Below are 23,429 nucleotides of genomic sequence, written 5' to 3' on the forward strand. Positions count from 1 at the left end.
GATCGCCGTCGAAGGCGCCGGGCTCAACGCCAGCAACCTCGACCGCTTCGAGCTGATCACCCGCAGCGCCAGGCTCAACGCCGACCTGTACGCCAGGCAACTGACCGTGGTGGCCGGGCGCAACCAGGTGGACGCCGAGACCCTGGCCGCCAGCGCCAAGGCCGACGACGGCCGCGCCAAGCCGCAACTGGCCATCGACAGCGCGGCATTGGGCGGCATGTACGCCAACACCATCCGCCTGGTGGGCACCGAGCAGGGCGTGGGCGTGAAACTGGCCGGCAACATGGCGGCCAGCGCGGGCGACATCCGCATCGACGCCAACGGCAAGCTGGAACTGGCCCAGGTGGCGGCCAGCGGCGACCTCGCCCTGAAGGGCCAGGTCGTGGCCCTGAACGGCCCGGCCTATGCCGGCGGCAGCGCGAGCGTGCAGGCCAGCGGCACGTTGAGCAATGCGCAGAGCCTGGCCGCGGGCTCGACCCTCGAACTGAAGGCGAACCAGCTCAGCAACAGCGGCGTGATCGAAGCCGGCGTCAACGCCGACAGCAGCCGCAACGCCGGCGGCGACCTCTCGATCACTGCGCAGCACCTGCGCAACGCCGGCAGCCTGATCGCCTCGCGCAGCCTGGACGCCCATGCCGCGCAGCGCCTGGACAACCGCAACGGCCAGATCGGCGGCCAGCACATCCACATCAGCGGCGGCGCCCTGGACAACCGCCTCGGCCTGTTCGCCGCCGAACAGGGCCTGCGCCTGGACCTGGCCAGCCTGGACAACCGCGAGCAGGGCCTGCTGAGCAGCCAGGGGCGGCTCGAGGGGCGCGTCGGCCGGCTGGACAACCAGCAGGGTGGCATCACCGCCCAGGCCGTCGAACTGCAAGGCGAGAGCCTCGACAACCGGGGCGGCCGGATATACGCCGAGACCGGGCTGGCGCTGGACCTGGGCGCCAGGCTGGACAACCGCGGCGGGCGCCTGGAAGGCAATGGTGTGCGGGTGCGCGCCACCCGCCTGGACAACTCCGCCGGCGGCGTTCTCGGCAGCGCCCGGGGCCTGCTGCAACTGACCGCCGGGCACTTCGACAACCGCGACGGCATCGCCCAGGGCGCCGCGCTGCTGCTCGACGCCAACAGCGTCGCCAACACCGATGGGCACCTGGCGGCCACCCATGGCGACGCCCGGGTGAACAGCGCCAGCTTCGACAACCGCTCCGGCGGCCTCTTCGCCAGCCAGGCCCTGAGCCTGCATGGCAGCGACTTCCTCAACCACGGCGGCCAGGTCGGCGCCCAGGACATCGACTTCAGCCTGCGCGGTGCGCTGGACAATGCCCACGGCCTGATCGAGGCCGGCAACCAGCTCACCCTGGCCGCCGCCGAACTGGCCAACGCGCAGGGCCGCGTGCGTGCCCTCGGCCAGCAGGGCGCCACGCGCCTGAGCATCGGTGGCCTGCTGGACAACAGCGACGGCCTGCTGGAAAGCGCCGCTGTAGACCTGCTGCTCGCCAGCGGCGAACTGCACAACGATGGCGGCAGCGTGCGCCACCTGGGCAGCGGCGGATTCGGCATCGACCTGGCGCAGCTCGGCCAGGCCGGCGGCAGCTTCGTCACCAACGCCGCGCTGAGCCTGAGCGCGGCCAGCTGGAGCAACCGCAGCAGCCTGCAGGCGCGCGAACTGACCCTGGACATCGGCCAACTGCAACAGGCGGCCGGGGGACGGCTGCTGGCCAGCGAAAAGCTCGAGGGCAGCGGCGGCGACTGGAACAATGCCGGCCTGATCGCCAGCGACGGCGACCTGGCACTGCACCTGGGCGGGCGCTACAGCGGCAACGGGCAACTGAGCAGCCTGGGCGAGCTGGGCCTCGACGCCGCCAGCCTCGCCCTGGATGGCAGCGCCAGCATCACCGGCGGCGCCGCCACCCGCATCAGCGTCGGCGGCAATCTGGACAACGCCGGCCGCATCACCGCGGCCGGCGACCTGCTGGCCCGCGCGGCGAACCTGAACAACACCGGCACCCTGGGCAGCGCCGCCAACCTGCGGATCGAAAGCGCGGAACTGCGCAACGAAAACGGCCTGCTGTTCAGCGGCGGCGACATGGCGCTGCGCGTGCAGCGCTTCGTCAACCGCTATGCCGACGTCTACAGCCTGGGCGCCCTGGACATCGCCGCGGACGACCAGCAGGGGCGCGCCGGCGTGGTGGAGAACCGCTCGGCCACCCTGGAGGCGCAGGGCGACCTGGCGATCGCCAGCGCCAGCCTGAAGAACACCCAGGACGGCTTCCGCCTCGGGCAGAAGCTGATCTCCGGGGAAATCATCGTGCGCTGCTACGACTGTTCCGGCGACCACTACAACGTCGACTACATCGCCCGGGAGGTATACGCCAGCGAGGTGCAGGAGGCGTCCCCGGCCGCCTTCATCCAGGCCGGCGGCAACCTGCGGGTGGACGCCCAGGACTTCGAGAACACCGCGAGCACCCTGGCCGCCGGCGGCGACATCGCCATCAGCGCCGCCAGCTTCGTCAACCAGGGCATCAGCGGCGGCGAGAGCATCCGCACGCGGATATTCAACAGCGGGCGGGTCACCGACGGCACCATCGAGCGCTTCGTCGGCCATTACGTCCTGCCCTACAACCTGGCGAACAACGCCGACCCCTCGGTGTTCAGCTACTGGGACAACCTCATCGGCGGGCTCAACCAGGGCACCGTGAGCCCCTTCGAACTGCCCGGCGGGCTGCTCGTGCACGCCTACCGAGACGCCAATGGCAACCTCTACCGGCCGCTGCACGTGCCGGACTACCAGGCCAACCACTACGACCCGGACAACCTGATGGAACTGCCAGCGGCGCTGTACGACCTCGGCCTGCTCAGCGACATCTGGGAATACCGGCCGGGCGGCGGCCCCTCCGCCAACGCCGTCATCCAGGCGGCCGGCACGGTGGAGATCAGCGCCGGCGAGCGCCTGGACAATGGCGTCATCCACCCCGGCATCACCTACGACGGCGGGGTGGCGCGGGTCGAGGACGTGCAGGTCGACGGCCAGTCGCAGCCCCTGGTGGTGGTGCTCAATCCACAGCTGCCACCGGACCTCGCCCAGCAGGCGGTCAATCCCATCGCCCTGCCGGGCTTCCGCCTGCCCCAGGGCGAGCACGGCCTGTTCCGGCTCAACGCCCCGGACAGCGGCCACCCCTACCTGATCGAAACCAACCCGGCGCTGGCCGGGCTCAAGCAGTTCCTCGGCTCCGACTACCTGCTGGCCCAGCTGGGCTACGACCCGGCCCGGGCGCAGCAGCGCCTGGGCGACGGCCTCTACGAACAGCGGCTGATCCGCCAGGCCCTGGTGGCGCGCACCGGCCAGCGCTTCATCGCCGGGCTTTCCAGCGACGAAGCGCTGTTCAGGTACCTGATGGACAACGCCATCGCCCACAAGGACAGCCTCGGGCTGAGCGTCGGCGTGGCCCTGAGCGCCGAACAGGTGGCGGCGTTGACCCACGACATCGTCTGGCTGGAAGAGGCCGAGGTGAACGGCCGGAAGGTGCTGGTGCCGGTGCTCTACCTGGCCCAGGCCGAGCACCGCCTGGCGCCCAACGGCGCGCTGATCCAGGGGCAGGACCTGGCCCTGATCAGCGGCGGCGAGCTGAACAACGCCGGCACCCTGCGCGCCAGCAACGACCTCGGCGCCACCGCCGCCAACATCGGCAACAGCGGCCTGATGGAGAGCAACCGGCACCTGCAACTGCTGGCCACGCAAAGCATCCGCAACGCCGCCGGCGGCATCCTCAAAGGGCGCGACGTCAGCCTCGCCGCGCTGACCGGCGACGTCGTCAACGAACGGACATTGACCCAGGTGCAGGGCCAGGCCAGGGGCGCCAGCCTGCAGACCAGCCTGCTCGACAGCGCCGCGCGCGTCGAGGCCGGCGGCGACCTGTCGATCAGCAGCGGGCGCGACCTGCTCAACCTGGGCGGCCAGCTGCAGGCCAAGGGCGACATCCAGCTGCAGGCCGGGCGCGACGTGCTGATCGGCGCCGTCGAGTCCGTCGACGGCAATGCCCGTCGCGACAAGCGCCATCACTGGGAACAGACCGAGGTGCGCCAGCACGCCGCCGGCGTCCAGGCCGGCGGCGACCTGCAGGTCAGCGCCGGCCGCGATATCGGCGTGCAGGCCAGCCACCTGGAAGCCGGCGGCGACGCCAACCTGGCCGCCGCCGGCAACCTGCTGCTGGGCGCCGCGCAGGAGCAGAGCAGCCGCGAATACCACTACCGGCGCAGCGGCAAGAAGGTAGACCGCGAAGACAGCAGCGTCAGCCAGCGCGGCACGACACTGGACGCCGCCGGCGACGTCACCCTCAGCGCTGGCCAGAACCTGACCCTCGAAGCGAGCCGGGTGGGCGCCGGCAAGGAAGCGTTCCTGGTGGCTGGCGACAAGCTCCAACTGCTGGCCGGCCATGACAGCGACTACTCGCTGTACCAGAAGCAGAAGAAGGGCAACCTCGGCAGCAAGAGCTTCAAGCGCGACGAAGTCACCGACGTGAAGGCGGTGGGCAGCCAGGTCAGCGCCAGCGGCGACATCACCCTGCTCAGCGGCGGCGACCAGACCTACCAGGCCGCCAGGCTCGAAAGCGGCAACGACATCGCCATCCTCAGCGGCGGCGCGGTGACCTTCGAAGCGGTCAAGGACCTGCACCAGGAAAGCCACGAGAAGAGCAAGGGCAACCTGGCCTGGCAGTCCGCCAAGGGCAAGGGCCAGACCGACGAGACGCTGCGCCAGAGCCAGCTGATCGCCCAGGGCGAACTGGCGATCAAGGCCGTGGACGGGCTGAAGATCGATATCAGGCACATCGACCAGAAGAGCGTCGGGCAGACCATCGACGCCATGGTGCAGGCCGATCCCAACCTGGCCTGGCTGAAGGAGGCCGAGGCGCGGGGGGATGTGGATTGGCGGCGGGTGCAGGAGGTGCATGACAGCTGGGAGTACAGCAGTTCGGGCATTGGTACCGGAGCTGCAATTGCCATTGCCATCATCGTTGCTGCTGCAACTTACGGCGCTGCGACCGGCGCAATAGGTTCGGCCGCAGGAGCTGGGGCCGGTTCTGGAACTACGATGGCGGCTGCAGGTAGTGCCGCCATGGTTGAGGCTGGTGCTGCCGTTGGCACTGCTGCCGCCGGTTGGGGGAACGCCATGGCAGCGACTGCTATTTCTTCTGTCGCTGGAACTGGGGCTGCCAGTTTTGTTGGGAACAAGGGCGATCTGGGGCAAACACTCAAGGACATCACCAGTGAGGACAGCCTGAAAGGTTTTGCCGCTGCGGCACTCATCGCAGGATTCGGCGCTGGCTATACGGAGGGCTGGGGTAGGGAGTTGACTGCCGAGGGGAACTACAAACTGATCAGCTATGGAGACCGGATCAAGGCTTATGCTGCCAATACTGCACTAAAAGGCATCCTTAATGGGAGCGACAAGGATACGTGGCTGAGTATTGCTGCTACAGGGGCGTTGATGGAGTTGTATCAGTACTCGGTCGGACGAAGTCCGGACGTAAGGCCTGGTGTTGATCGTCCGACCGGTTCAGCCTTTGATAGTGATGCTGGTTTTGTTCCGATGGTTCTTGATCGAGAGGGAAAGAATATTGGGTTAAACCTGCCACTGGATGATCTTGCATGCTCCAGCTTTTACTCAATCTGTCATGGTACGCCGATAAGTAATTCTTTGAATCAAGTTCCAGGCTTTAACGCGTTTGCGACTTTGCATGATCAATGGATGATAAGTTTGGAGGCATCTAAGGGAGGTGGGATGAGTATTATTGAGAACTTAGGGAGTATGCCGCCGGCAATGTTGGTTAACTATGGGGCCCTGTATGATAAATACAGGGAGATGATAAAAGATGTGCGTGATGTTTCCGGTGATTAGTAGGTTGATAACTGGTTTGCTCTTAATTTCTTCTATGCTGACCGGACTCTCTGGATGTCTGTCCTATGATGCTTGGGAGAAAAGTAGGGATACTTTGGTCGGAATGAAGTTTGATCCTGAAGCGTCATTAGTGGGAAAAGAGCGAATTTATTTTGTTAGGGGGGTTAGCAGCAGAAGGTCTGTCGACTATTCAAGGATTGAGAGTGGAGGAGTTCGCTATTATATAACTTATACTGTGCCGTTTTGTCGATATTCCATACTTGTTTCTCCTGATGGAATTATACGTTCATGGCGTCGTGAGTCTCTCGATAGAAAAAGCTGTTATGTTTATTAGAAGTAGTTGGCTGGGCAGAATTAAAGTGCAGGAAATAAATCTTTCCCATTTTTCTTTTAGGTGTTATGGGGCTTGGAATGAAAAAATCTAAAAATGAAAGAGATGTATTTAAATGAAATTTCTTGCGTTTATGTATAGATATAGATTCATTGCTGTTGCCGTTATGGCGGGGTACAGTGGATTGAACTCGTTAAGATTTATAGGTGAGTGGAGTAATTTCTGGAGTGTTGTTGCTTCTCAGTGTCTATTTGGTCGAGGGTTTTACTGTTATATCGCAAATAAGCCTATTTATTATGGTCCTCAAGGAATGATTGAGGTTGACCATCCAAGGTCCATAAGGTTTTTGGCTGGAATTGGTGCGTTATCTATTTATCTATTGATGTTCGCATTTAATGGCTACGACAGGGAGTGGTGGTAAGTGTAAGGGAGAATGCTAATTTCTGTTTTATAAGGCTGGCAGGTTGATTTTGGTATGTTAAATGAACTGTCCTTGCTTGAGATTTTAGTAAATTTTTAGGTGTAGTTTTGGCGGGGCTTGGGGCTTGGGGCTTGGGGCTTGGTGTTGGGTGGGTGAGAACTATATAAATGGCTTGGCTTGATTTTCTTTATAAGTATAGGATGGTTATTCTTTTTCTTATGCTGGCAAGTAGTGGGGTAAATTCTCTAAGGTTTATCGGGGAGTGGGAAGGTTTTTGGGCTGTTATCACGGTTCAGGCGTTTTTTGGTCAGGGGTTTTATTGTTACATTGCGGGCAGGACTATTCGTTTGGCCCCAGGTGGTATCAAGAAAGACTATCCGGGAGCGGTTAGGTTATTAGTTGGTGTGGGGGCGCTTTTTATGTATTTATTGATGTTTGCATTTAATGGCTATGACAGGGATTGGTGGTAAGTACTGGGAAGGGTGTTTGTTATTGTTTTGTGGTGTTGGTTGATGAGGCGGAAAGGGGGTGGATTTATTTCTCCTGCTCTAAAGCCGACTGGCCGGGCAGGATTAGAGTTCAGGAGAGAAGCCTCCTTCTTTAGAATCCGATCGAGTCTTTCAGGTGGCCTTCCAGACGGCATTCAGGGTAAAGTTTTTGGCCTTTTGCCATCACTGCCGAGTCGATCTTTCGACGCGCCGGCATTGGCAAGGGCAGGCACTGCCGTTGCCTCTGGAAGAAAGGGCGGCGGCTACAACCAATGGAAAGGGAGAAGTCGTTGTGAGAATGCTTAAACTGCTTGCGCTGGCCAGTATCGCGCTTATCTATGGCTGCGCCTCGGCGCCGTCGATGGAGAAAATGCAGGCGGAAGTTGCCGGGTACGAGTTGCCCAAGGCTGCCACTTCCGACCAGGGGCTGGTCTATGTGGTGCGGCCGAGTAACGCTGGTGGCCTGGTGCGCTTCAACGTGTTCCTGGATGACCGCGAAGACGCCTCGGAGATGGGCTACAACCGTGGCAATCAGTACATCTATTTCTACGTCGAGCCAGGCAAGCACACCATCAGTTCCAAGGCGGAAAACTGGGCGGACCTGTCTTTCGAGGTGCGGGCCGGCGAAGTGGTGTTCATCAAGCAGGAAGTGGAAGTCGGGATGCTGATGGCGCGCAACAACCTGGTGCTGCTTGGCGATACCGAGGGCCGTTACCTGGTCAAGGATGCGAGCTTGGGTAGCGTGGCCAAGGAACGTAAATGACCTGCAGGGAGTAGAGAGGCGGATTCATCTTTCTGCTCTAGATCCGAAACTGCGCGGGTCGCGGAGCGAAGCGTCATCCAGTAACGGCGGATAACGCTTCGCGTTATGCGCCCTACGGTCGGCTGTGTTGCTCGGCGGCGGCGTACAGCCGCTCGGCATCGGCCGCCAGGTATTCCAGCGCACTGAAGGTGCCGTCCAGCACTTCCTCGGTGGGAGTGCCCAGGTCCGGCGCGCTGGCCAGCAGGCGCAGCAGGTTGACCAGGGCCGCCTGGCGGGATTGCGCGGCGTCGTAGAGCTCCGATGGGGCGGTGCTTGTCAGGGGATGGGGTCGCACTTGGGCTGCAAGGTTCATGGAGTGGGCCTCTTGTCGATGGGGTTTCCGCCTCCTGACGCCAATCAGGGAGGGCGGACCGTACAGGTTGGCGTACCGGGACAAGGGAACCGGCGCATCCGAAGATGCCCCGCACGGCCCGCCCATAACGCGGGTACAGCCATGCCAGGCGCCAAGCATCGGGGGGGCTGCTCTGGGGCCGTCAATTGGCGGCGGCGAGAAAGAGAGGAGAGGTCGTATCGGCTGTGGATGCATGCCTCGAAAACGGGACGCTTTATTGCCTTTGCCGATCTTTCCGAGCCCGACTCTCTCGCCCAGCCGATACTTCCGGTGCCTGCCGTTGCTTTTGCCTTGTCTGTGGCTGGCGGCCCGGCGCTGGCGTCATATCCTGTGGAATCAGGGTGCCTGCGCCGTGTGGGGCTATATACTCGGAGCCTTGCGCGCCGCTGGATGGGGGCGTTTCCCTTCAAGGATGTGAATGCATGCAATGGATTTTCATGCTGATCGGCCTGGTGCTGGGCGCTGCCTGGGACGAGTCGATCACCGATGGGTTGCTGGGCGCCGGGCTCGGGCTGTTGTTCGGCCAGGCGCTGGCGCTGCATGGGCTGCAGCGGCAGAACGCTGCGCTGCGCCGCCAGCTGGAGCAGTTTTCCGAGCGGTTCGAGGCGGGCACCGAGGCGCTGTACCAGCGCCTGTTGCGCCTGGAGCAGGGCGGGGGCGGGCCGGTTTCGCCGCCTGCCGAGGCCGTGGAGCCTGTCGTTGTGCCCGAGGCGCCGGCCGTTGCCGAGCCTGAGCTGGAATGGCAGATCGAGCTGCCCGAAGCGCCGGCGCCTGCCGCGGCCACCGCTGCGCCGGACTGGTCGTTGCAGCCCCGGGAACCGTCGCCAGCCCCGATCCCGCCCGCTGTCGAAACATCCTTTGCGCGTGAAGCCTCGGCCTGGGAGGCCGAGCCGGCTGCGCCGTCCGGCCCGACCTGGTTCGACCGTGCCCTTGGCGCGGCGCGTGACTGGCTGTTCGGCGGCAATACCGTGCTGCGCGTCGGCGTGCTGCTGCTGTTCCTCGGCCTGGCCTTCCTGCTGCGCTATGCCTCCGAGCGCGTGGTCGTTCCCGTGGAGCTGCGCTACATGGGCGTGGCTGCCGCCGCCATCGCCCTGCTGGGCCTGGGCTGGTGGCTGCGGCACAAGCGCGCGACCTACGGCCTGCTGCTGCAGGGCACCGGCATCGCGGTGCTGTACCTGACGGTGTTCGCCGCCATGCGCCTGCACCCCTTGCTGACGCCCGGCCAGGCGCTCGGCCTGCTGGTGGCGGTGACGGTGTTCTCCGCCGTGCTGGCGGTGCTGCAGGACGCGCTCGGCCTTGCCGCCGCGGCGGCCCTGGGTGGTTTCGCCGCGCCCATCCTGACGTCCACCGGCGCCGGCAACCACGTCGCGCTGTTCAGCTACTTCGCCCTGCTCAACGCCGGCATCTTCGCCATCGCCTGGTTCCGCGCCTGGCGCCTGCTCAACCTGATCGGCTTCTTCGGCACCTTCGGCATCGGCTTCGCCTGGGGGCTGCGTTCCTACACGCCGGAGCTGTTCGCCAGCACCGAGCCCTTCCTGCTGCTGTTTTTCCTGATGTACGTGGCCATCGGCCTGCTCTTCGCCCGCCGCCGCCTGCGCGAGGCCGCCGGGCTGGAGGAGGGCGCCGGGCGCGACGAGACGCTGCGCTGGTCGCTGCGGCAGACCGACTACGTCGACGGCACCGTGCTGTTCGGCGCGCCGCTGATCGGCTTCGGCCTGCAGTACGCGCTGATCCGCCACCTGGCGTTCGGTCCGGCGTTCAGCGCCCTCGCCCTGGGGCTGTTCTACATGGGCCTGGCGCGCCTGCTGGCCGGGCGCACCGCCGGCCGCGCCCTGCTGCTGGTGGAAGCCTGCCTGACGCTGGGCGTGGTGTTCGGCAGCCTGGCCATTCCCCTGGGCCTGGATGCGCGCTGGACCTCGGCGGCCTGGGCCGTGGAGGGTGCCGGCATCTACTGGCTGGGCCTGCGCCAGGGGCGGCGGCTGGCGCGGATGTTCGCCCTGCTGCTGCAGGTGGGCGCGGCCATCGCCTTCCTGATGGGCCTGCGCCCGGGTGTGGATAACCTGCTGGACGGCGCGCCGCTGGGCGCCCTGATGCTCGGCGTGGCGCTGCTGTTCAGCTACTGGCGGCTGCGCCGCCACGGCGACGCCGGCCTCTGGCCCTGGGAGCCGCGCTGCCAGCCGATGCTGGCGGTCTGCGGCCTGGCCTTCCTGTACCTGATCGCGCCGCTGTGCTTCGCCGTGCCGGGTACCGCCATGGCATGGGCCCTGGCCGGCCTGGCCACGGTGTTCGCCGGCCTGCGCCTGGGCTCGCGGACCTTCCTGTTCTGCGCCTTCGCCGTGCAACTGCTGGGCGGCGCGCTGTTCCTCGCCGACCTGCAGGCGGCCGACGGCGGCGCCGGCGTGCTCGGCAGCGGCTGGACCGGCCTGTTCGGCGCCAGCCTGATCGGCCTGGCGCTGATCGCCGGGATGATCCTCGCCGCGCGCGACCCGCTGGTGCGCGACGACCGCCGGCTGATGCTCGGCCTGAGCGCCGTGCTGCTGGCCGGCCTGGCCTTCGTCAACCTGGCGGTGCTGTTCGTCCTGCCCTGGCGCAGCGCCGCGGCGGTGTGGGCCGGCAGCGGCCTGCTGATCCTCTGGCTGAGCCTGGCCCTGCAGCAGCGCGCCAGCTTCCTGTTCGGCCTGCTGCTGCAGGTGCTGGGCGGCGCGGCGCTGTTGTTCGGCGGCTCGACGCTGTTCGCCGGGCTGTCCGGCGAGGGCCTGACGCCCCTGGCACACAGCGGCTTCTGGTGCCCGGCGGTGCTGGCCCTGGCGGCGCTGGTGGGCGCCTGGCGCCTGCACCGGGCGGGGCAGGGCGGGCAGGCGCTGCAACTGGGGGCGCTGGCCCTGGAGCGGCTGTCGCAGCTGCTGCTGGCCTGGGGCGCCGGCTGGTGGGCGCTGACCGCGCTGTGCGAGATCGCCCGCTTCGTCCCGGCGCCGCGGCGCGAGCACGTCGCCCTGCTGGTGGCGGCCGTCAGCGTGATGCTCTGGGCCTTCGTCGCCCGCCGCGAGCCGTGGCGGGCCCTGGCGCTCGCCTGCCTGGCCCTGGCGCCGGCCGGCGTGCTGGCGCTGGCCAGTGCCTGGCACCTGGAATACCAGCCGCTGGGCGAACTCGGCTGGCTGGGCTGGGGCGCGCTGTTCGTGGCGCACTTCTGGTCGCTCAGGCGCCTGGAGCCGGTGCTGCCGGCGCTGCCCCTGCGCGGCGCCCACGTCCTCGGCTGCTGGCTGTTGCTCGCGGTGCTGGCGCTGCAGCTGCGCTACCTGTTCCTGGCCCTGGCCGAGCACTACAACGCCTGGCGCTGGCTGGGCTGGGCGCTGGTGCCGAGCGCCTACCTGATCCTCATGGGCGCGCGCCGTAGCCTGCCCTGGCCGGTGGCGGCCTTCCCCCGCGAATACCGCGCCCTGGCCGCGGCGCCGGTGGCCGTGGCGCTGCTCGGCTGGTTCTGGCTGGTCAACCTGGTCAGCGATGGCGCCGCGCAGCCGTTGCCCTACCTGCCGCTGCTCAACCCGCTGGAGCTGGGCATGCTGATCGTGCTGGCGGCGATCTTCCTGTGGAGCCGCGAAGGGCTGCCGCCGCTGGGCCTGCCCGGCGACCAGGTGCGCCTGCCGGCCCAGGCGCTGCTGGGCGCCTCGCTGTTTGCCCTGCTGACCATGGCGGTGTGCCGCACCGCGCACCACTGGGGCGGCGTGCCCTTCGCCCTGGAGCCGCTGCGCGCGTCGATGCTGGTGCAGGCCGGGCTGTCCATCGTCTGGACGCTGATCGCCCTGGGCCTGATGGTCGGCGGCCACCTGCGCGGGCGGCGCGACCTGTGGATGGTCGGCGCGGCGCTGATCGGCGTGGTGGTGGTCAAGCTGTTCTTCGTCGAACTGGGCAACAGCGGCAGCCTGGAACGCATCGTTTCCTTCATCGGCGTCGGCGTGCTGCTGCTGGTCGTCGGCTATTTCGCCCCGCTGCCGCCGCACCGCGGGCTAGGGCAACAGGAGCAACCCCCCGCATGAAGCTGGCTTCCCTCATCCTCTGCCTGGCCGCCGGGCTGGCCCAGGCCGCGGAAAACCCCGCCGACTACCCGCGGCAGGTGCCCCTGCGGCTGCAGGGCGAAGGCCCCTGGTACCGCCTGCAGGTGCCGATGAGCGTGCAACTGGCCGCCGCCCATGCCGACCTGCGCGACCTGCGGGTGTTCGACAAGGAGGGCGAGGCGCTGCCCTATGCCCTGAGCGCGGCGGCAGCGCAGGGCAGCAGCACCGCCCATGAGGCCGTGGCCCGGCTGTTCCCGCTGTACGGCGCCGAAGCCGACCCCGGCCAGCAGCCCGGCCTGCGCATCCAGCGCAGCACCACCGGCACCCTGGTGGAAGTGCTGCCCGACGCGGCCCCCACGCCGACGGGCGAGCGGCGCAGCGGCTGGCTGCTGGATGCCGGCGAGGCCGACTTCCCCTTCGAGCGCCTGGCTCTGGACTGGAGCCGCGAGGCCGAGGGCTTCCAGCACTTCCGCATCGAGGCCAGCGACGACCTGCTGCACTGGCGCAGCTGGGGCGACGGCCAGCTCGCCCGGCTGAGCTTCAACGGCGAGCGCATGGACGTCAGCGACGTGGCCCTGCCCGGGCGGAAGGCGCGCTACCTGCGCCTGTCCTGGCCGAGCGGCGGCACGGCGGTGACGCTCAAGGGTGCGCGCCTGCTGGGCCGCACCGACCAGGCCGCGAGCACGCCGCTGGTGTGGTCCGAGCCCATCGCCGGGCGTCGCGAGCAGGACGGCAGCTACCGCTGGGACCTGCCCCTGGCGCTGCCGCTGGAACGGGTACGCTTCGAGCTGGACCCCGCGGCGCAGCGCCTGATGGCGCCGGTGGCGCTGTCCGCGCGCACTGCGACGGGGCAGGGCAGCCGGGACGACTGGTACCCGCTGGCCCGCGGGGTGCTCTACGACCTGCCGGTGGACGGCCGCCAGGTGCGCCAGGACGAACTCTTCCTCGCCGGCCAGCCGGTGCGCCAGCTGCGCCTGGTCACCGACGCGCGCGGTACCGGCCTGGGCAGCGCGGCGCCGAACCTGCGCGTGGCCCTGCGCGCCCGCGAGCTGGTGTTCCTGGTGCGCGGCAGCGCGCCCTACCAGCTGGCCCTGGGCAAGCGCGACGCCACCTCGGCCAGCCTGCCGCTGGGCGTGCTGATCCCCGGCTACCAGCCGGACAAGCCGGCGCGGATCGGCCAGGCCAGCCTGGACGGGGCCCTGCAGGCCGCCCCGGCGGAAGCGGCCGTGGCCGGCGCCGGCGACTGGAAGCGCATCGGCCTGTGGGCCGTATTGCTGGGCGGGGTGCTGTTGCTGGGCGGGATGGCCTTCAGCCTGTTGCGCGGGCAACGCGCCGGCCAATGAGCGGTTGCCGGGAAAAGGGGAAATCACGCCAGCTTATGTAGGGAAATGCGTCAATAACGCTACTCTGCGCGATTGTTCTGATACTGTTAACGGCGTTGCACTCTACCTATAAGAAAAAGCATGGAGTCAGCCGCATGATCAAACAGGTGCTTTCACCCCTGGCCGCCGCCTGCCTGCTCGGCATCGCCGGCCAAGCCCTCGCGTCACCTTCCCCGTATTCGACCCTGGTGGTGTTCGGCGACAGCCTCAGCGACGCCGGCCAGTTCCCCGACGCCGGTGGCCCCGCCGGCGCCTCCACCCGCTTCACCAACCGCGTGGGCCCGACCTATCTGGACGGCAGCGGCGAGGTCTTCGGGCCCACCGCGGCAATGATCCTCGGCGGCAAGCTGGGCGTCGCCGCCGGCGACCTCGGGCCTTCCACCTCGCTGGTGAACGCCGCCGAAGGCCTGCCGGACGGTAACAACTGGGCGGTGGGGGGCTACCGCACCGACCAGATCTACGACTCCATCACCGCCGCGGGCGGCTCGGTGGTCAGCTCCGGCGGCGAGACCCGTACCCGCGACGGCTACCTGGTCGGCCGCGTCGCCGACCCCAACGCGCTCTACTACCTCACCGGCGGCGGCAACGACTTCCTGCAGTTCCGCATCACCGACGACCCTTCCGCCCGCGCCGCCGCCGGGCGCCTGGTGGACAGCGCCCAGGCCCTGAGCCAGGCCGGCGCGCGCTACATCGTGGTCTGGCTGCTACCCGACCTGGGGCTCACCCCGGCGACCAACGGCACCGTCCTGCAGAGCTTCGGCACCCAGCTCAGCGGCATCTTCAACGAGGAACTGGTCAGCCAGTTGGCCAGCAGCGGCGCCAACGTCATCCCGCTGAACATCCCGCTGATGCTCCAGGAAGTGCTCGCCGACCCCGGCGCCTACGGCCTGGCCACCGGGCAGAACCTGGTGGGTACCTGCTTCAGCGGCAACAGCTGCCCGGAAAACCCGATCTATGGCCGCCACGGCAGCAACCCCGACCCGACCAAGCTGATCTTCAACGATGGCGTGCACCCGACCATCGCCGGCCAGACGCTGATCGCAGACTACGCCTACTCGGTGCTGTCCGCGCCCTGGGAGGCCACGCTACTGCCGGAAATGGCCCATGGCACCCTGCGCGCCTACCAGGACGAGCTGCGCAGCCAGTGGCTGGCCGACTGGGAGAACTGGCAGGGCGTCGGCCAGTGGCGCGGCTTCGTCACCGGCGGCGGCCAGCACCTGGACTACGACGACCAGGACAGCGCCGCCAGCGGCGATGGCTTCGGCTACAACCTGAGCCTGGGCGGCAGCTACCGCATCGACGACGCCTGGCGCGCCGGCATCGCCGCCGGCTTCTACCGGCAGAAGCTGGAGGCCGGCGCCGAGGATTCCGACTACAAGCTCAACAGCTACCTGGGCAGCCTCTTCGTGCAATACCAGCAGGACCGCTGGTGGGGCGACGCCGCGGTGACCGGCGGCTACCTCGACTACGACGAGGCCAACCGCAAGTTCGCCATCGGCCCGCGCACCGTCGAGGAGAAGGGCGACACCGACGGCAACCTGCTCGCCTTCAGTGGCCGGATCGGCTACGACATCGCCCAGGGCGGCGAGGCCTGGCACCTGTCGCCCTTCGTCAGCGCCGACTGGGCGCGGGTGAAGGTGGATGGCTACGACGAGGGCAACGCTTCCACCTCGCTGTCGTTCGACGAGCAGAAGCGCTATTCCCGCCGCCTCGGCGCCGGCCTGCAGGGCAAGTACGCGCTCAGCGAGCAGACCCAGCTGTTCGGCGAAGTGGCGGTGGAGCGCGAATACGCCGACGACACCCAGAACATCGGGATGGCCTTCACCAGCCTGCCAGCCAACGGCTTCACCCTGCAGGGCTACACCCCGCAGAGCCACCTGCAGCGCGCGACCCTGGGCTTCGCCCAGAAGCTGACCCCGGAACTCTCGCTGCGCGGCGGCTACAGCGCGCACCGCAGCGACGACGACCTGCAGCAGGGCGTGAGCCTGGCGCTGAGCCTGGACTTCTAGGCCCGGCCCGCCGGGAAACCGCCGCGACTGACGGCCGCAGCGACGAGGGAACCGACCACCGGCGGCGCGCTCCAAGCTCAGGACGGACGCGCCGTACGGGAGGCGGCGCGGTCGATTCCACGCTAGAATGCGCGCAGTTTTTTTCCTACCTCTCCCCCGGAGCCCTTCCATGTCCCGCGTTACCCTCAGCCGCTACCTCATCGAGCAGACCCGCAGCCACAACACCCCGGCCGACCTGCGCTTCCTCATCGAGGTGGTGGCGCGTGCGTGCAAGGAGATCAGCCATGCCGTGTCCAAGGGCGCCCTGGGCGGCGTGCTGGGCAGCATGGGCACCGAGAACGTGCAGGGCGAGGTGCAGAAGAAGCTGGACGTGATGTCCAACGAAATCCTCCTGGAGGCCAACGAGTGGGGCGGCCACCTGGCCGGCATGGCCTCCGAGGAGATGGACAACGCCTACCAGATTCCCGGCAAGTACCCCAAGGGTGCCTACCTGCTGGTGTTCGACCCGCTGGACGGCTCCAGCAACATCGACGTCAACGTCTCGGTCGGCACCATCTTCTCGGTGCTGCGCTGCCCCGAGCAGCACCTGAGCCAGAACGACAGCCTCAACGAGCAGGCCTTCCTCCAGCCGGGCACCAGGCAGGTCGCCGCCGGCTACGCCATCTACGGCCCGCAGACCATGCTGATGCTGACCCTCGGCGACGGCGTCAAGGGCTTCACCCTGGACCGCGAGCTGGGCAGCTTCGTGCTCACCCACGACAACATCCGCGTGCCGGAAAGCACCGCCGAGTTCGCCATCAACATGTCCAACCAGCGCCACTGGGAAGCCCCGGTGCAGCGCTACGTCAGCGAACTGCTGGCCGGCAAGGAAGGCCCGCTGGGCAAGAACTACAACATGCGCTGGATCGCCTCCATGGTGGCCGACGTGCACCGCATCCTGACCCGCGGCGGCATCTTCATGTACCCGCGCGACGCCCGTGAGCCGGAGAAGCCCGGCAAGCTGCGGCTGATGTACGAGGCCAACCCGATGTCCTTCATCATCGAGCAGGCCGGCGGCGCCGCCACCAACGGCACCCAGCGCATCCTCGACATCCAGCCGGAGTCGCTGCACCAGCGCGTGGCCGTGTTCCTCGGTTCGAAGGAAGAGGTCGAGCGCGTCACCGGCTACCACCAGGCCTGATGAGCGCGCTACCCGCCTGGCAGGGGTTGCTCGACTGGTGGTTCGGCGACGCCCTGCGCGCCAGCGACGTCGCCGCCCAGCGCAACGGCCTGTGGTTCGGCAAGAGCGCCTGCGAGGACACGGCCTCGGACAACCGTTTCGGCGGCCTGGTGCGCCAGGCCCTGGATGGCGCTCTGGCCGACTGGGCCGGCTCGGCCCAGGGCTGGCTGGCGCTGATCCTGCTGCTGGACCAGCTGCCGCGGATGATCTTCCGCGACACCCCGCGCGCCTATGCCGGCGACGCTCGCGCCCAGGCGCTGGTGCGCCGCGGCCTTGCAGCCGGGCTGGACCGCCAGCTGCAGCCGATCGAGCGGGTCTTCGTCTACCTGGTGCTGGAGCACGCCGAGGACCTGGCGCAGCAGGAACAGGCCGTGGCCGCCTTCGCCGCGCTGCACGAACGGGCCGATGAGGTGGACAAGGCGCTGTTCGCCGACTTCCTGGACTACGCCGAGCGTCATCGCGAGGTGGTCGCGCGCTTCGGCCGCTTCCCCCATCGCAACGCCATTCTCGGCCGTGAGTCCAGCGCCGCGGAAGTCGCCTTCCTCAAGGAACCCGGCTCGCGTTTCTGACTCCAAGGGTGCGTTTCGCGTGGCCTGTGCCACGCTTGTTCAACGGACCATCCGACAATGGAGTTGCCCATGTCCTTCCGCCGTATCGCCCTGATCGCCGTCTGCATCGCCATGGCCGCCTGCAGCAAGCTCAACCAGGAAAACTATTCCAAGCTTAAGGCCGGCATGGCCAAGGCCGAGGTGGAGGCCCTGCTCGGCAAGCCCACCGAGTGTTCCGGCGCGCTGGGCGTATCCAGCTGCACCTGGGGCGATGACAAGACCTTCATCAGCGTGCAGTACGCCGGCGACAAGGTGCTGATGTTCTCCGGCCAGGGGCTCAAGTGAGATGAACGCCGCGCTGCGGGTGCTCGTGGCGCTGCTCGCGCTGGGCGGCGGCGCCGGGCACGCCGGGGAGCGGCCGCAGACCATGCAGGTCGACCCGCAGCGCTACGCGGGCACCTGGTACGAGCTGGCGCGCAAGCCGATGTTCTTCCAGCGCGCCTGCCTGCAGTCCGAGGCCCACTACCGCGTGCGCGCCGACGGCAGCATCGGCCTGCTCAACCGCTGCCGCACCGCCGACGGCAGCTGGAAGCAGGTGACCGGCACGGCCACCCCGCAGGTGCCGGGCAGCACCGATGCCTTCTGGGTGCACTTCGACAACTGGGCATCGCGCCTGCTCCCCGGCGTGGTGCGCGGCGACTACCGGGTGATCTACGTCGACCCGGACTACCAGACCGCCCTGGTCGGCAACCGCGACCGCGACCACCTGTGGCTGCTGGCGCGGCAGACCAGCCTGTCCGAGGCGACGTTGCGCCGTTTGCTGGCTGAGGCCAACCGCAATGGCTACGACACCAGCGATCTGATCTGGCGGAGCAAGGACAGCGCGATTGCGGGGAATTGAGGGGACGGTGTCTGCCGGTAACGTAGGCGCGCTACTTCACCTCCGCTCCCTCTCCCTAACCCTCTCCCTGAAGGGAGAGGGGACCGTTGGGCAGGGTTGGGGATTCAGGAGTCAGCCGGCAGCTCCGGTGGTTTCCAGCTGAAACCATTTCTTCTCTCGGCACGGACAAGCCCCCTCTCCCTTCAGGGAGAGGGCTGGGGAGAGGGAAAAGAGGTTGGCCAAAAGATAAAACCACCGGCAGCCCTCGTCACCGGCCACCCCCCATCAACCCAACAACTCCCGCAACACCCCCGCGAACTCCCCGGCACTGCGCTCTTCCAGCGCATGCCGGCGCTCCCGCACCACCCACTGGCCGTTGACCATCACGTCGCGCACCTGGCGGTCGCCGCCGGCGAACAGCCAGCGGTTGAGCAGGGTGTCGGGGGTGGCGGTGGCCAGGTAGGGGTCGTTGCCGTCGAGCACCAGCAGGTCGGCGCGGCGGCCCGCGGCCAGTTCGCCCACCGGCTGGCCCAGGGCCTGGGCGCCGCCTTTCAACGCCGCTTCGTAGAGCGTCTGGCCGACGTTGGGCTGGTCGCTGCGGTACAGGCGGTTGCGCTTCTGGTCGCGCAGGCGCTGGCCGTATTCCAGCCAGCGCAGTTCCTCCACCACGCTCAGCGACACGTGGCTGTCCGAGCCTATGCCCAGGCGCCCGCCGCGGGCCAGGTAGTCCACCGCCGGGAAGATGCCGTCGCCCAGGTTGGCCTCGGTGGTCAGGCACAGGCCGGCCACCGCGCCGCTGGCGGCCATGGCGGCGACCTCGTCGGGCTCGGCGTGGGTGGCGTGGACCAGGCACCAGCGGCCGTCCACCTCGATGTTGTCGTACAGCCACTGCAGCGGCCGGCGCTTCGACCAGGCCAGGCAGTCGTCGACTTCCTTCCGCTGCTCGGCGATGTGGATGTGGATGGGGCTTTCGCTGCTGTCGGACTCCAGCACCTCGGTGATCTGCTGCGGCGTCACCGCGCGCAGCGAGTGGAAGCACAGGCCGACGCGCTGCGCCGGTTGCGCCGCCAGGCGTGGCTGCAGGCCGTGGACCAGTTCGAGGTAGGCGTCGGTGCCGTTGATGAAGCGGCGCTGGCCCTCGCTGGGCGGCTGGCCGCCGAAGCCGGAATGGCTGTAGAGCACCGGCAGCAGGGTCAGGCCGATGCCGGCCTCGCGCGCGGCCTGGCTGATGCGCAGCGCCAGCTCGGCCGGCTCGGCGTAGCGCTGGCCACCCTGGTCATGGTGCACGTAGTGGAATTCGGCGACACCGGTGTAGCCGGCCTTGAGCATCTCGATGTACAGCTGGCGGGCGACCACCTGCAGCTGCTCCGGGGTGATGCGGCCGACCAGGCGGTACATCAGCTCGCGCCAGGTCCAGAAGCTGTCGTTGGGGTTGCCGGCCACCTCGGCCAGGCCCGCCATGGCGCGCTGGAAGGCGTGCGAGTGCAGGTTGGGCATGCCCGGCAGCACCGGCCCGTGCAGGCGCTCGGCGCCCTCGCCGGTGGCGTTGGCCTCGACCCGGGCCAGCAGGCCGTCGGCGGAAACCTCGAAACGGACATCGCGCGCCCAGCCGCTGGGGAGCAGGGCGCGTTCGGCGAACAGGGCAGGCATGCTGGGGTCCTCGCAGGGCTCTTCGAATTTGTATATACATATACAGACGTTTAGGATGGCCGTAAACTACGAGACGCGCCCGATGGTCGCCGCGGGACTTGTATGCACCGGTCGATTCCGGTACATGCCGGAGGACAAGAGCGCATCGCGCCGCTGCCTTCCCGCCACTGCCCACCGTCGCCACGACAAGGAGTACTCCCGTGCCCGCATCGTCCACGCCCACCCCGCCCGCGGAGGGCTCCTCGCTGGCCTCGCAGATGGGCGAGCTGCCCGCCCCGCTGTACGCGCGGGTGAAGCAGATGATCGTCCAGCAGATCCAGTCCGGCGCCTGGCCGCCGCACCACCGGGTACCCTCCGAAAGCGAACTGGTCAGCGAGCTGGGCGTCAGCCGCATGACCATCAACCGCGCGCTGCGCGAGCTGACCAACGACGGCCTGCTGGTGCGCATGCAGGGCGTGGGCACCTTCGTCGCCGAGCCCAAGGGCCAGTCGGCGCTGTTCCAGGTGCAGAACATAGCCGAGGAAATCGAGGCCCGCGGCCACCGCCACCATTGCGTGGTGGTGCGCCTGGAAGAGGAGAAGGCCAGCGCCGAGCGCGCCCTGGCGCTGGACGTGCGCGAGGGCCAGCGGGTGTTCCATTCGCTGATCGTGCACTACGAGAACGACGTGCCGGTGCAGATCGAGGACCGCTACGTCAACGCCGCGGTGGCCCCGGACTACCTCAGGCAGGATTTCTCCGGGCAGACGCCCTTCGCCTACCTCACCCAGGTGGCGCCGCTCAGCGAGGGCGAGCACGTGGTCGAGGCGGTGCTGCCCGGCCCCGAGGACTGCAGGCTGCTGAACATCGACCGCCACGAGCCCTGCCTGCTGATCCGCCGGCGCACCTGGTCGGGGCGCAACACCGTGACCAGCGCGCGCCTGCTCTACCCGGGCTCGCGCTACCGCCTGGAAGGACGCTTCTCGTCATGAACCACCGTCTGTTGCGGGCCGCCGACTACCCGGTGATGCCCTGGAAGAACGGCGCGGGCAGCACCCGCGAAATCCTCCGCGACGCCGGCGACGGCCTGGAGGGCTTCGGCTGGCGCCTGTCCATCGCCGACGTCGGCGCGCCGGGGCCATTCTCCGCCTTCGCCGGCTACCAGCGGGTGATCACCGTGCTGGAAGGCCAGGGCATGCGCCTGACCGTGGACGGCGTGCCATCCCGCGAGCTGCGCGCCCTGGATGCCTTCGCCTTCGATGGCGCCAGCGCGGTGGACTGCGAGCTGCTCGGCGGCGCCATCCGCGACTTCAACCTGATCTACTCGCCCGCGCGCTACCGCGCGCGCCTGCAGTGGCTGCGGGTGCAGGGCGAGCTGGCGCTGTTCGGTAGTGCCGCCACGGTCCTGCTGTTCAATGCCGGTGAGGCTGCCGTGGCCCTGCGCCGCGATGGCCAGGCCCTGGGCAGCCTGGCGCGCCAGGACTGCCTGCAGGTGGAAAACGATGGCTGCCTGGCCGAGTACCGCCTGGCGTCCGCCGGCGCGGCGGACGTCTGCCTGATCGAGCTCGAGCCGCGCTGAAACCGGCGCCCGCCGTTGCGGCGGGCGCCTCCTTCTTCAGCCGTACAGGCGCGAGTAGTCCAGCCAGCGGCTGAGCGCGCCTTCCTCCACCCAGGCGCGGGCCGCGGCTATGTCCGGGGCGAAGTAGCGGTCCTGGTCGTAGGCCGGCACCTGGGCGCGGATCATCTTCAGCACTTCCTGCAACTGTGGCGAGCTCTGCAGCGGCGCGTGGAACTCCACGCCCTGGGCGGCGGCCAGCAGTTCGATGGCGACCACCGCGGAACTGTTGCCGGCCATGTCCTGCAGGCGGCGGGCGGCGAAGGTGGCCATGGACACGTGGTCTTCCTGGTTGGCCGAGGTCGGCAGGCTGTCCACCGAGGCCGGGTGGGCCAGGGTCTTGTTCTCCGAGGCCAGGGCCGCCGAGGTCACCTGGGCGATCATGAAGCCGGAGTTCAGGCCGCCTTCCTTGACCAGGAACGCCGGCAGGCCGGACAGCGCCGGGTCCACCAGCTGGGCGATGCGCCGTTCCGACAGCGCGCCGATCTCGGCGATGGCCAGGGCCAGCACGTCGGCGGCCATGGCCACCGGCTCGGCGTGGAAGTTGCCGCCGGAGAGCACGTCGCCGTCGGCGCTGAACACCAGCGGGTTGTCCGACACCGCGTTGGCCTCGCGCAGGAACACCCCGGCGGCGAAGCGCAGGTGGTCGAGGCAGGCGCCCATCACCTGGGGCTGGCAGCGCAGGGAGTAAGGGTCCTGCACGCGCTTGCAGTCGATGTGCGACTGGTTGATCGCGCTGTCGTGCAGCAGCTCGCGGTAGAAGGCCGCCACGTCGATCTGCCCGGGCTGGCCGCGGACCGCCTGGATGCGCGCGTCGAAGGGCACGTAGGAGCCCTTGAGCGCCTCCACCGTCAGGCTGCCGGCGACCACCGCCGAGACGAACAGCTTCTCCGCCGCGAACAGCCCGCGCAGGGCCAGGGCGGTGGACACCTGGGTGCCGTTGATCAGCGCCAGGCCTTCCTTGGGCCCCAGCACCAGCGGCTGGCAGCCGGCGATGGCCAGGCCCTCGCTGGCCTCCATGACGCGGCCCTGGTGGCGCACCTGGCCGACGCCGATGAGCGTCGAGGACATGTGCGCCAGCGGCGCCAGGTCGCCGGAGGCGCCCACCGAGCCCTGGGACGGGATGCACGGGTAGACGCGCGCCTGGTAGAGCTTGAGCAGGGTGTCGATCACCGCCATGCCCACGCCGGAGAAGCCGCGGGCCAGGGAGCCGATCTTAAGCGCCATGATCAGCGCCACGCTGGCGTCGTCCAGCAGCGGGCCGGTGCCGGTGCAGTGGGAAAGGATGAGGTTGCGCTGCAGGGTGACCAGCGAATCCTCGGGGATGGAGGTGCGCGCCAGCAGGCCGAAGCCGGTGTTGATGCCATACACGGTGCGCTGGTTGGCGATGATCTGGCTGACCGTGCGGGCGCTGTTCTCGATGTTCGCGCGGCAGGCTTCATCCAGTTGCAGCGCGGGTTGCCGCTGGTGGATGGCGCGCAGTTGGTCGAGGGAAAACTGGCCGGGGGTGATCTGCAGGGTTTCGGACATGACGGCTCCCGTGTTCCGGAGTGTTACCGCGCTCGGCGGCGAGACTATCTATTCCTGTATATACAAGTATGAGCAATAAGCGAGCCAGCCCGCCCGGCCGACGGGCGGCGGCGCCAGCCTCTGCGAGAGGGCCGGGCGGAACGTCCTCGGCCGGGGAATGAGGAAGGGCGCCGGCAGCCCCCGGAAATGAGGTGAGCTGTAACGGCCAGGCGTTACCGAATGCTACGAAATGGAGCAGCCGATCACCGTTCTGGTGCAGTCGTTCGCCTGGCGCGGCGGCC

At 67.9% G+C, this 23,429-nt stretch carries 15 protein-coding genes; 12 read left to right on the forward strand and 3 right to left on the reverse strand.

All coding sequences use genetic code 11. The features are described from left to right. From CHC02_RS01980 to CHC02_RS01985, 3 genes are all read left to right on the forward strand, one after another. Window positions 1–5,893, forward strand: a 5,893-nt coding sequence (locus tag CHC02_RS01980; protein ID WP_176450305.1) for a two-partner secretion domain-containing protein, incomplete at its 5' end; no start/stop codon positions are given. A gap of 919 nt (window positions 5,894–6,812) precedes the next feature. Beyond that, window positions 6,813–7,115 carry a hypothetical protein gene (locus CHC02_RS29815; protein ID WP_139210267.1) on the forward strand — a complete coding sequence of 101 codons (303 nt, stop codon included), beginning with the start codon at window positions 6,813–6,815 and terminating at the stop codon, window positions 7,113–7,115. A gap of 388 nt (window positions 7,116–7,503) precedes the next feature. Next, window positions 7,504–7,896, forward strand: a complete 393-nt coding sequence (locus CHC02_RS01985; RefSeq protein WP_176450307.1) for a DUF2846 domain-containing protein — start codon at window positions 7,504–7,506, stop codon at window positions 7,894–7,896. A 112-nt stretch (window positions 7,897–8,008) separates the two neighbouring features. Here CHC02_RS01985 and CHC02_RS01990 read toward each other — a convergent pair whose 3' ends face one another. Next, window positions 8,009–8,248 (reverse strand): hypothetical protein, encoded by a 240-nt coding sequence (locus CHC02_RS01990; RefSeq protein ID WP_167364876.1) that lies wholly within the window; start codon window positions 8,246–8,248, stop codon window positions 8,009–8,011. 461 nt (window positions 8,249–8,709) lie between these two features. Here CHC02_RS01990 and CHC02_RS01995 point away from each other — a divergent pair, with 461 nt between their 5' ends. From CHC02_RS01995 to CHC02_RS02025, 7 genes are all read left to right on the forward strand, one after another. Next, window positions 8,710–12,321, forward strand: coding sequence for a DUF2339 domain-containing protein (locus CHC02_RS01995; protein ID WP_089389848.1), 3,612 nt, complete (start codon window positions 8,710–8,712; stop codon window positions 12,319–12,321). Further along, window positions 12,318–13,682, forward strand: coding sequence for a DUF3999 domain-containing protein (locus CHC02_RS02000; RefSeq protein WP_089389849.1), 1,365 nt, complete (start codon window positions 12,318–12,320; stop codon window positions 13,680–13,682). The genes CHC02_RS01995 and CHC02_RS02000 overlap by 4 nt, the downstream gene beginning before the upstream one ends. Window positions 13,683–13,816: 134 nt before the next feature. Continuing rightward, the gene (gene estP, locus CHC02_RS02005; protein ID WP_089389850.1) at window positions 13,817–15,730 is read left to right on the forward strand and encodes an esterase EstP; all 1,914 of its coding nucleotides are present in this window, start codon (window positions 13,817–13,819) and stop codon (window positions 15,728–15,730) included. 169 nt (window positions 15,731–15,899) lie between these two features. After that, window positions 15,900–16,910, forward strand: coding sequence for a class 1 fructose-bisphosphatase (locus CHC02_RS02010; protein WP_061563020.1), 1,011 nt, complete (start codon window positions 15,900–15,902; stop codon window positions 16,908–16,910). Then, window positions 16,910–17,518, forward strand: a complete 609-nt coding sequence (locus CHC02_RS02015; protein ID WP_089389851.1) for a DUF924 family protein — start codon at window positions 16,910–16,912, stop codon at window positions 17,516–17,518. The genes CHC02_RS02010 and CHC02_RS02015 overlap by 1 nt, the downstream gene beginning before the upstream one ends. Before the next feature lie 69 nt (window positions 17,519–17,587). Next, window positions 17,588–17,842, forward strand: coding sequence for a hypothetical protein (locus CHC02_RS02020; RefSeq protein ID WP_089389852.1), 255 nt, complete (start codon window positions 17,588–17,590; stop codon window positions 17,840–17,842). A 1-nt stretch (window position 17,843) separates the two neighbouring features. Beyond that, window positions 17,844–18,398 (forward strand): lipocalin family protein, encoded by a 555-nt coding sequence (locus tag CHC02_RS02025; RefSeq protein ID WP_089389853.1) that lies wholly within the window; start codon window positions 17,844–17,846, stop codon window positions 18,396–18,398. Between the two features lie 264 nt (window positions 18,399–18,662). Here the strand turns inward: CHC02_RS02025 and CHC02_RS02030 are convergent, their stop codons facing one another. Next, window positions 18,663–20,027, reverse strand: coding sequence for a formimidoylglutamate deiminase (locus CHC02_RS02030; RefSeq protein WP_089389854.1), 1,365 nt, complete (start codon window positions 20,025–20,027; stop codon window positions 18,663–18,665). A gap of 257 nt (window positions 20,028–20,284) precedes the next feature. Between CHC02_RS02030 and hutC the strand changes: the two genes are divergently transcribed. Both hutC and CHC02_RS02040 read left to right on the forward strand, forming a co-directional pair. Next, the gene (hutC, locus tag CHC02_RS02035; RefSeq protein WP_089390049.1) at window positions 20,285–20,995 is read left to right on the forward strand and encodes a histidine utilization transcriptional repressor HutC; all 711 of its coding nucleotides are present in this window, start codon (window positions 20,285–20,287) and stop codon (window positions 20,993–20,995) included. Then, the gene (locus CHC02_RS02040) at window positions 20,992–21,582 is read left to right on the forward strand and encodes a HutD/Ves family protein (protein WP_089389855.1); all 591 of its coding nucleotides are present in this window, start codon (window positions 20,992–20,994) and stop codon (window positions 21,580–21,582) included. Before hutC ends, CHC02_RS02040 begins: the two co-directional genes overlap by 4 nt. A gap of 36 nt (window positions 21,583–21,618) precedes the next feature. On the opposite strand, the gene hutH is transcribed toward CHC02_RS02040, so the two are convergent. Next, a complete protein-coding gene (gene hutH, locus CHC02_RS02045; protein WP_089389856.1) occupies window positions 21,619–23,148 on the reverse strand; it encodes a histidine ammonia-lyase in 1,530 nt (509 codons plus the stop codon). Window positions 23,149–23,429: the final 281 nt, after the last annotated feature.

The organism is Pseudomonas delhiensis (genome assembly GCF_900187975.1).
Taxonomy (GTDB): Bacteria; Pseudomonadota; Gammaproteobacteria; order Pseudomonadales; family Pseudomonadaceae; genus Pseudomonas; species Pseudomonas delhiensis.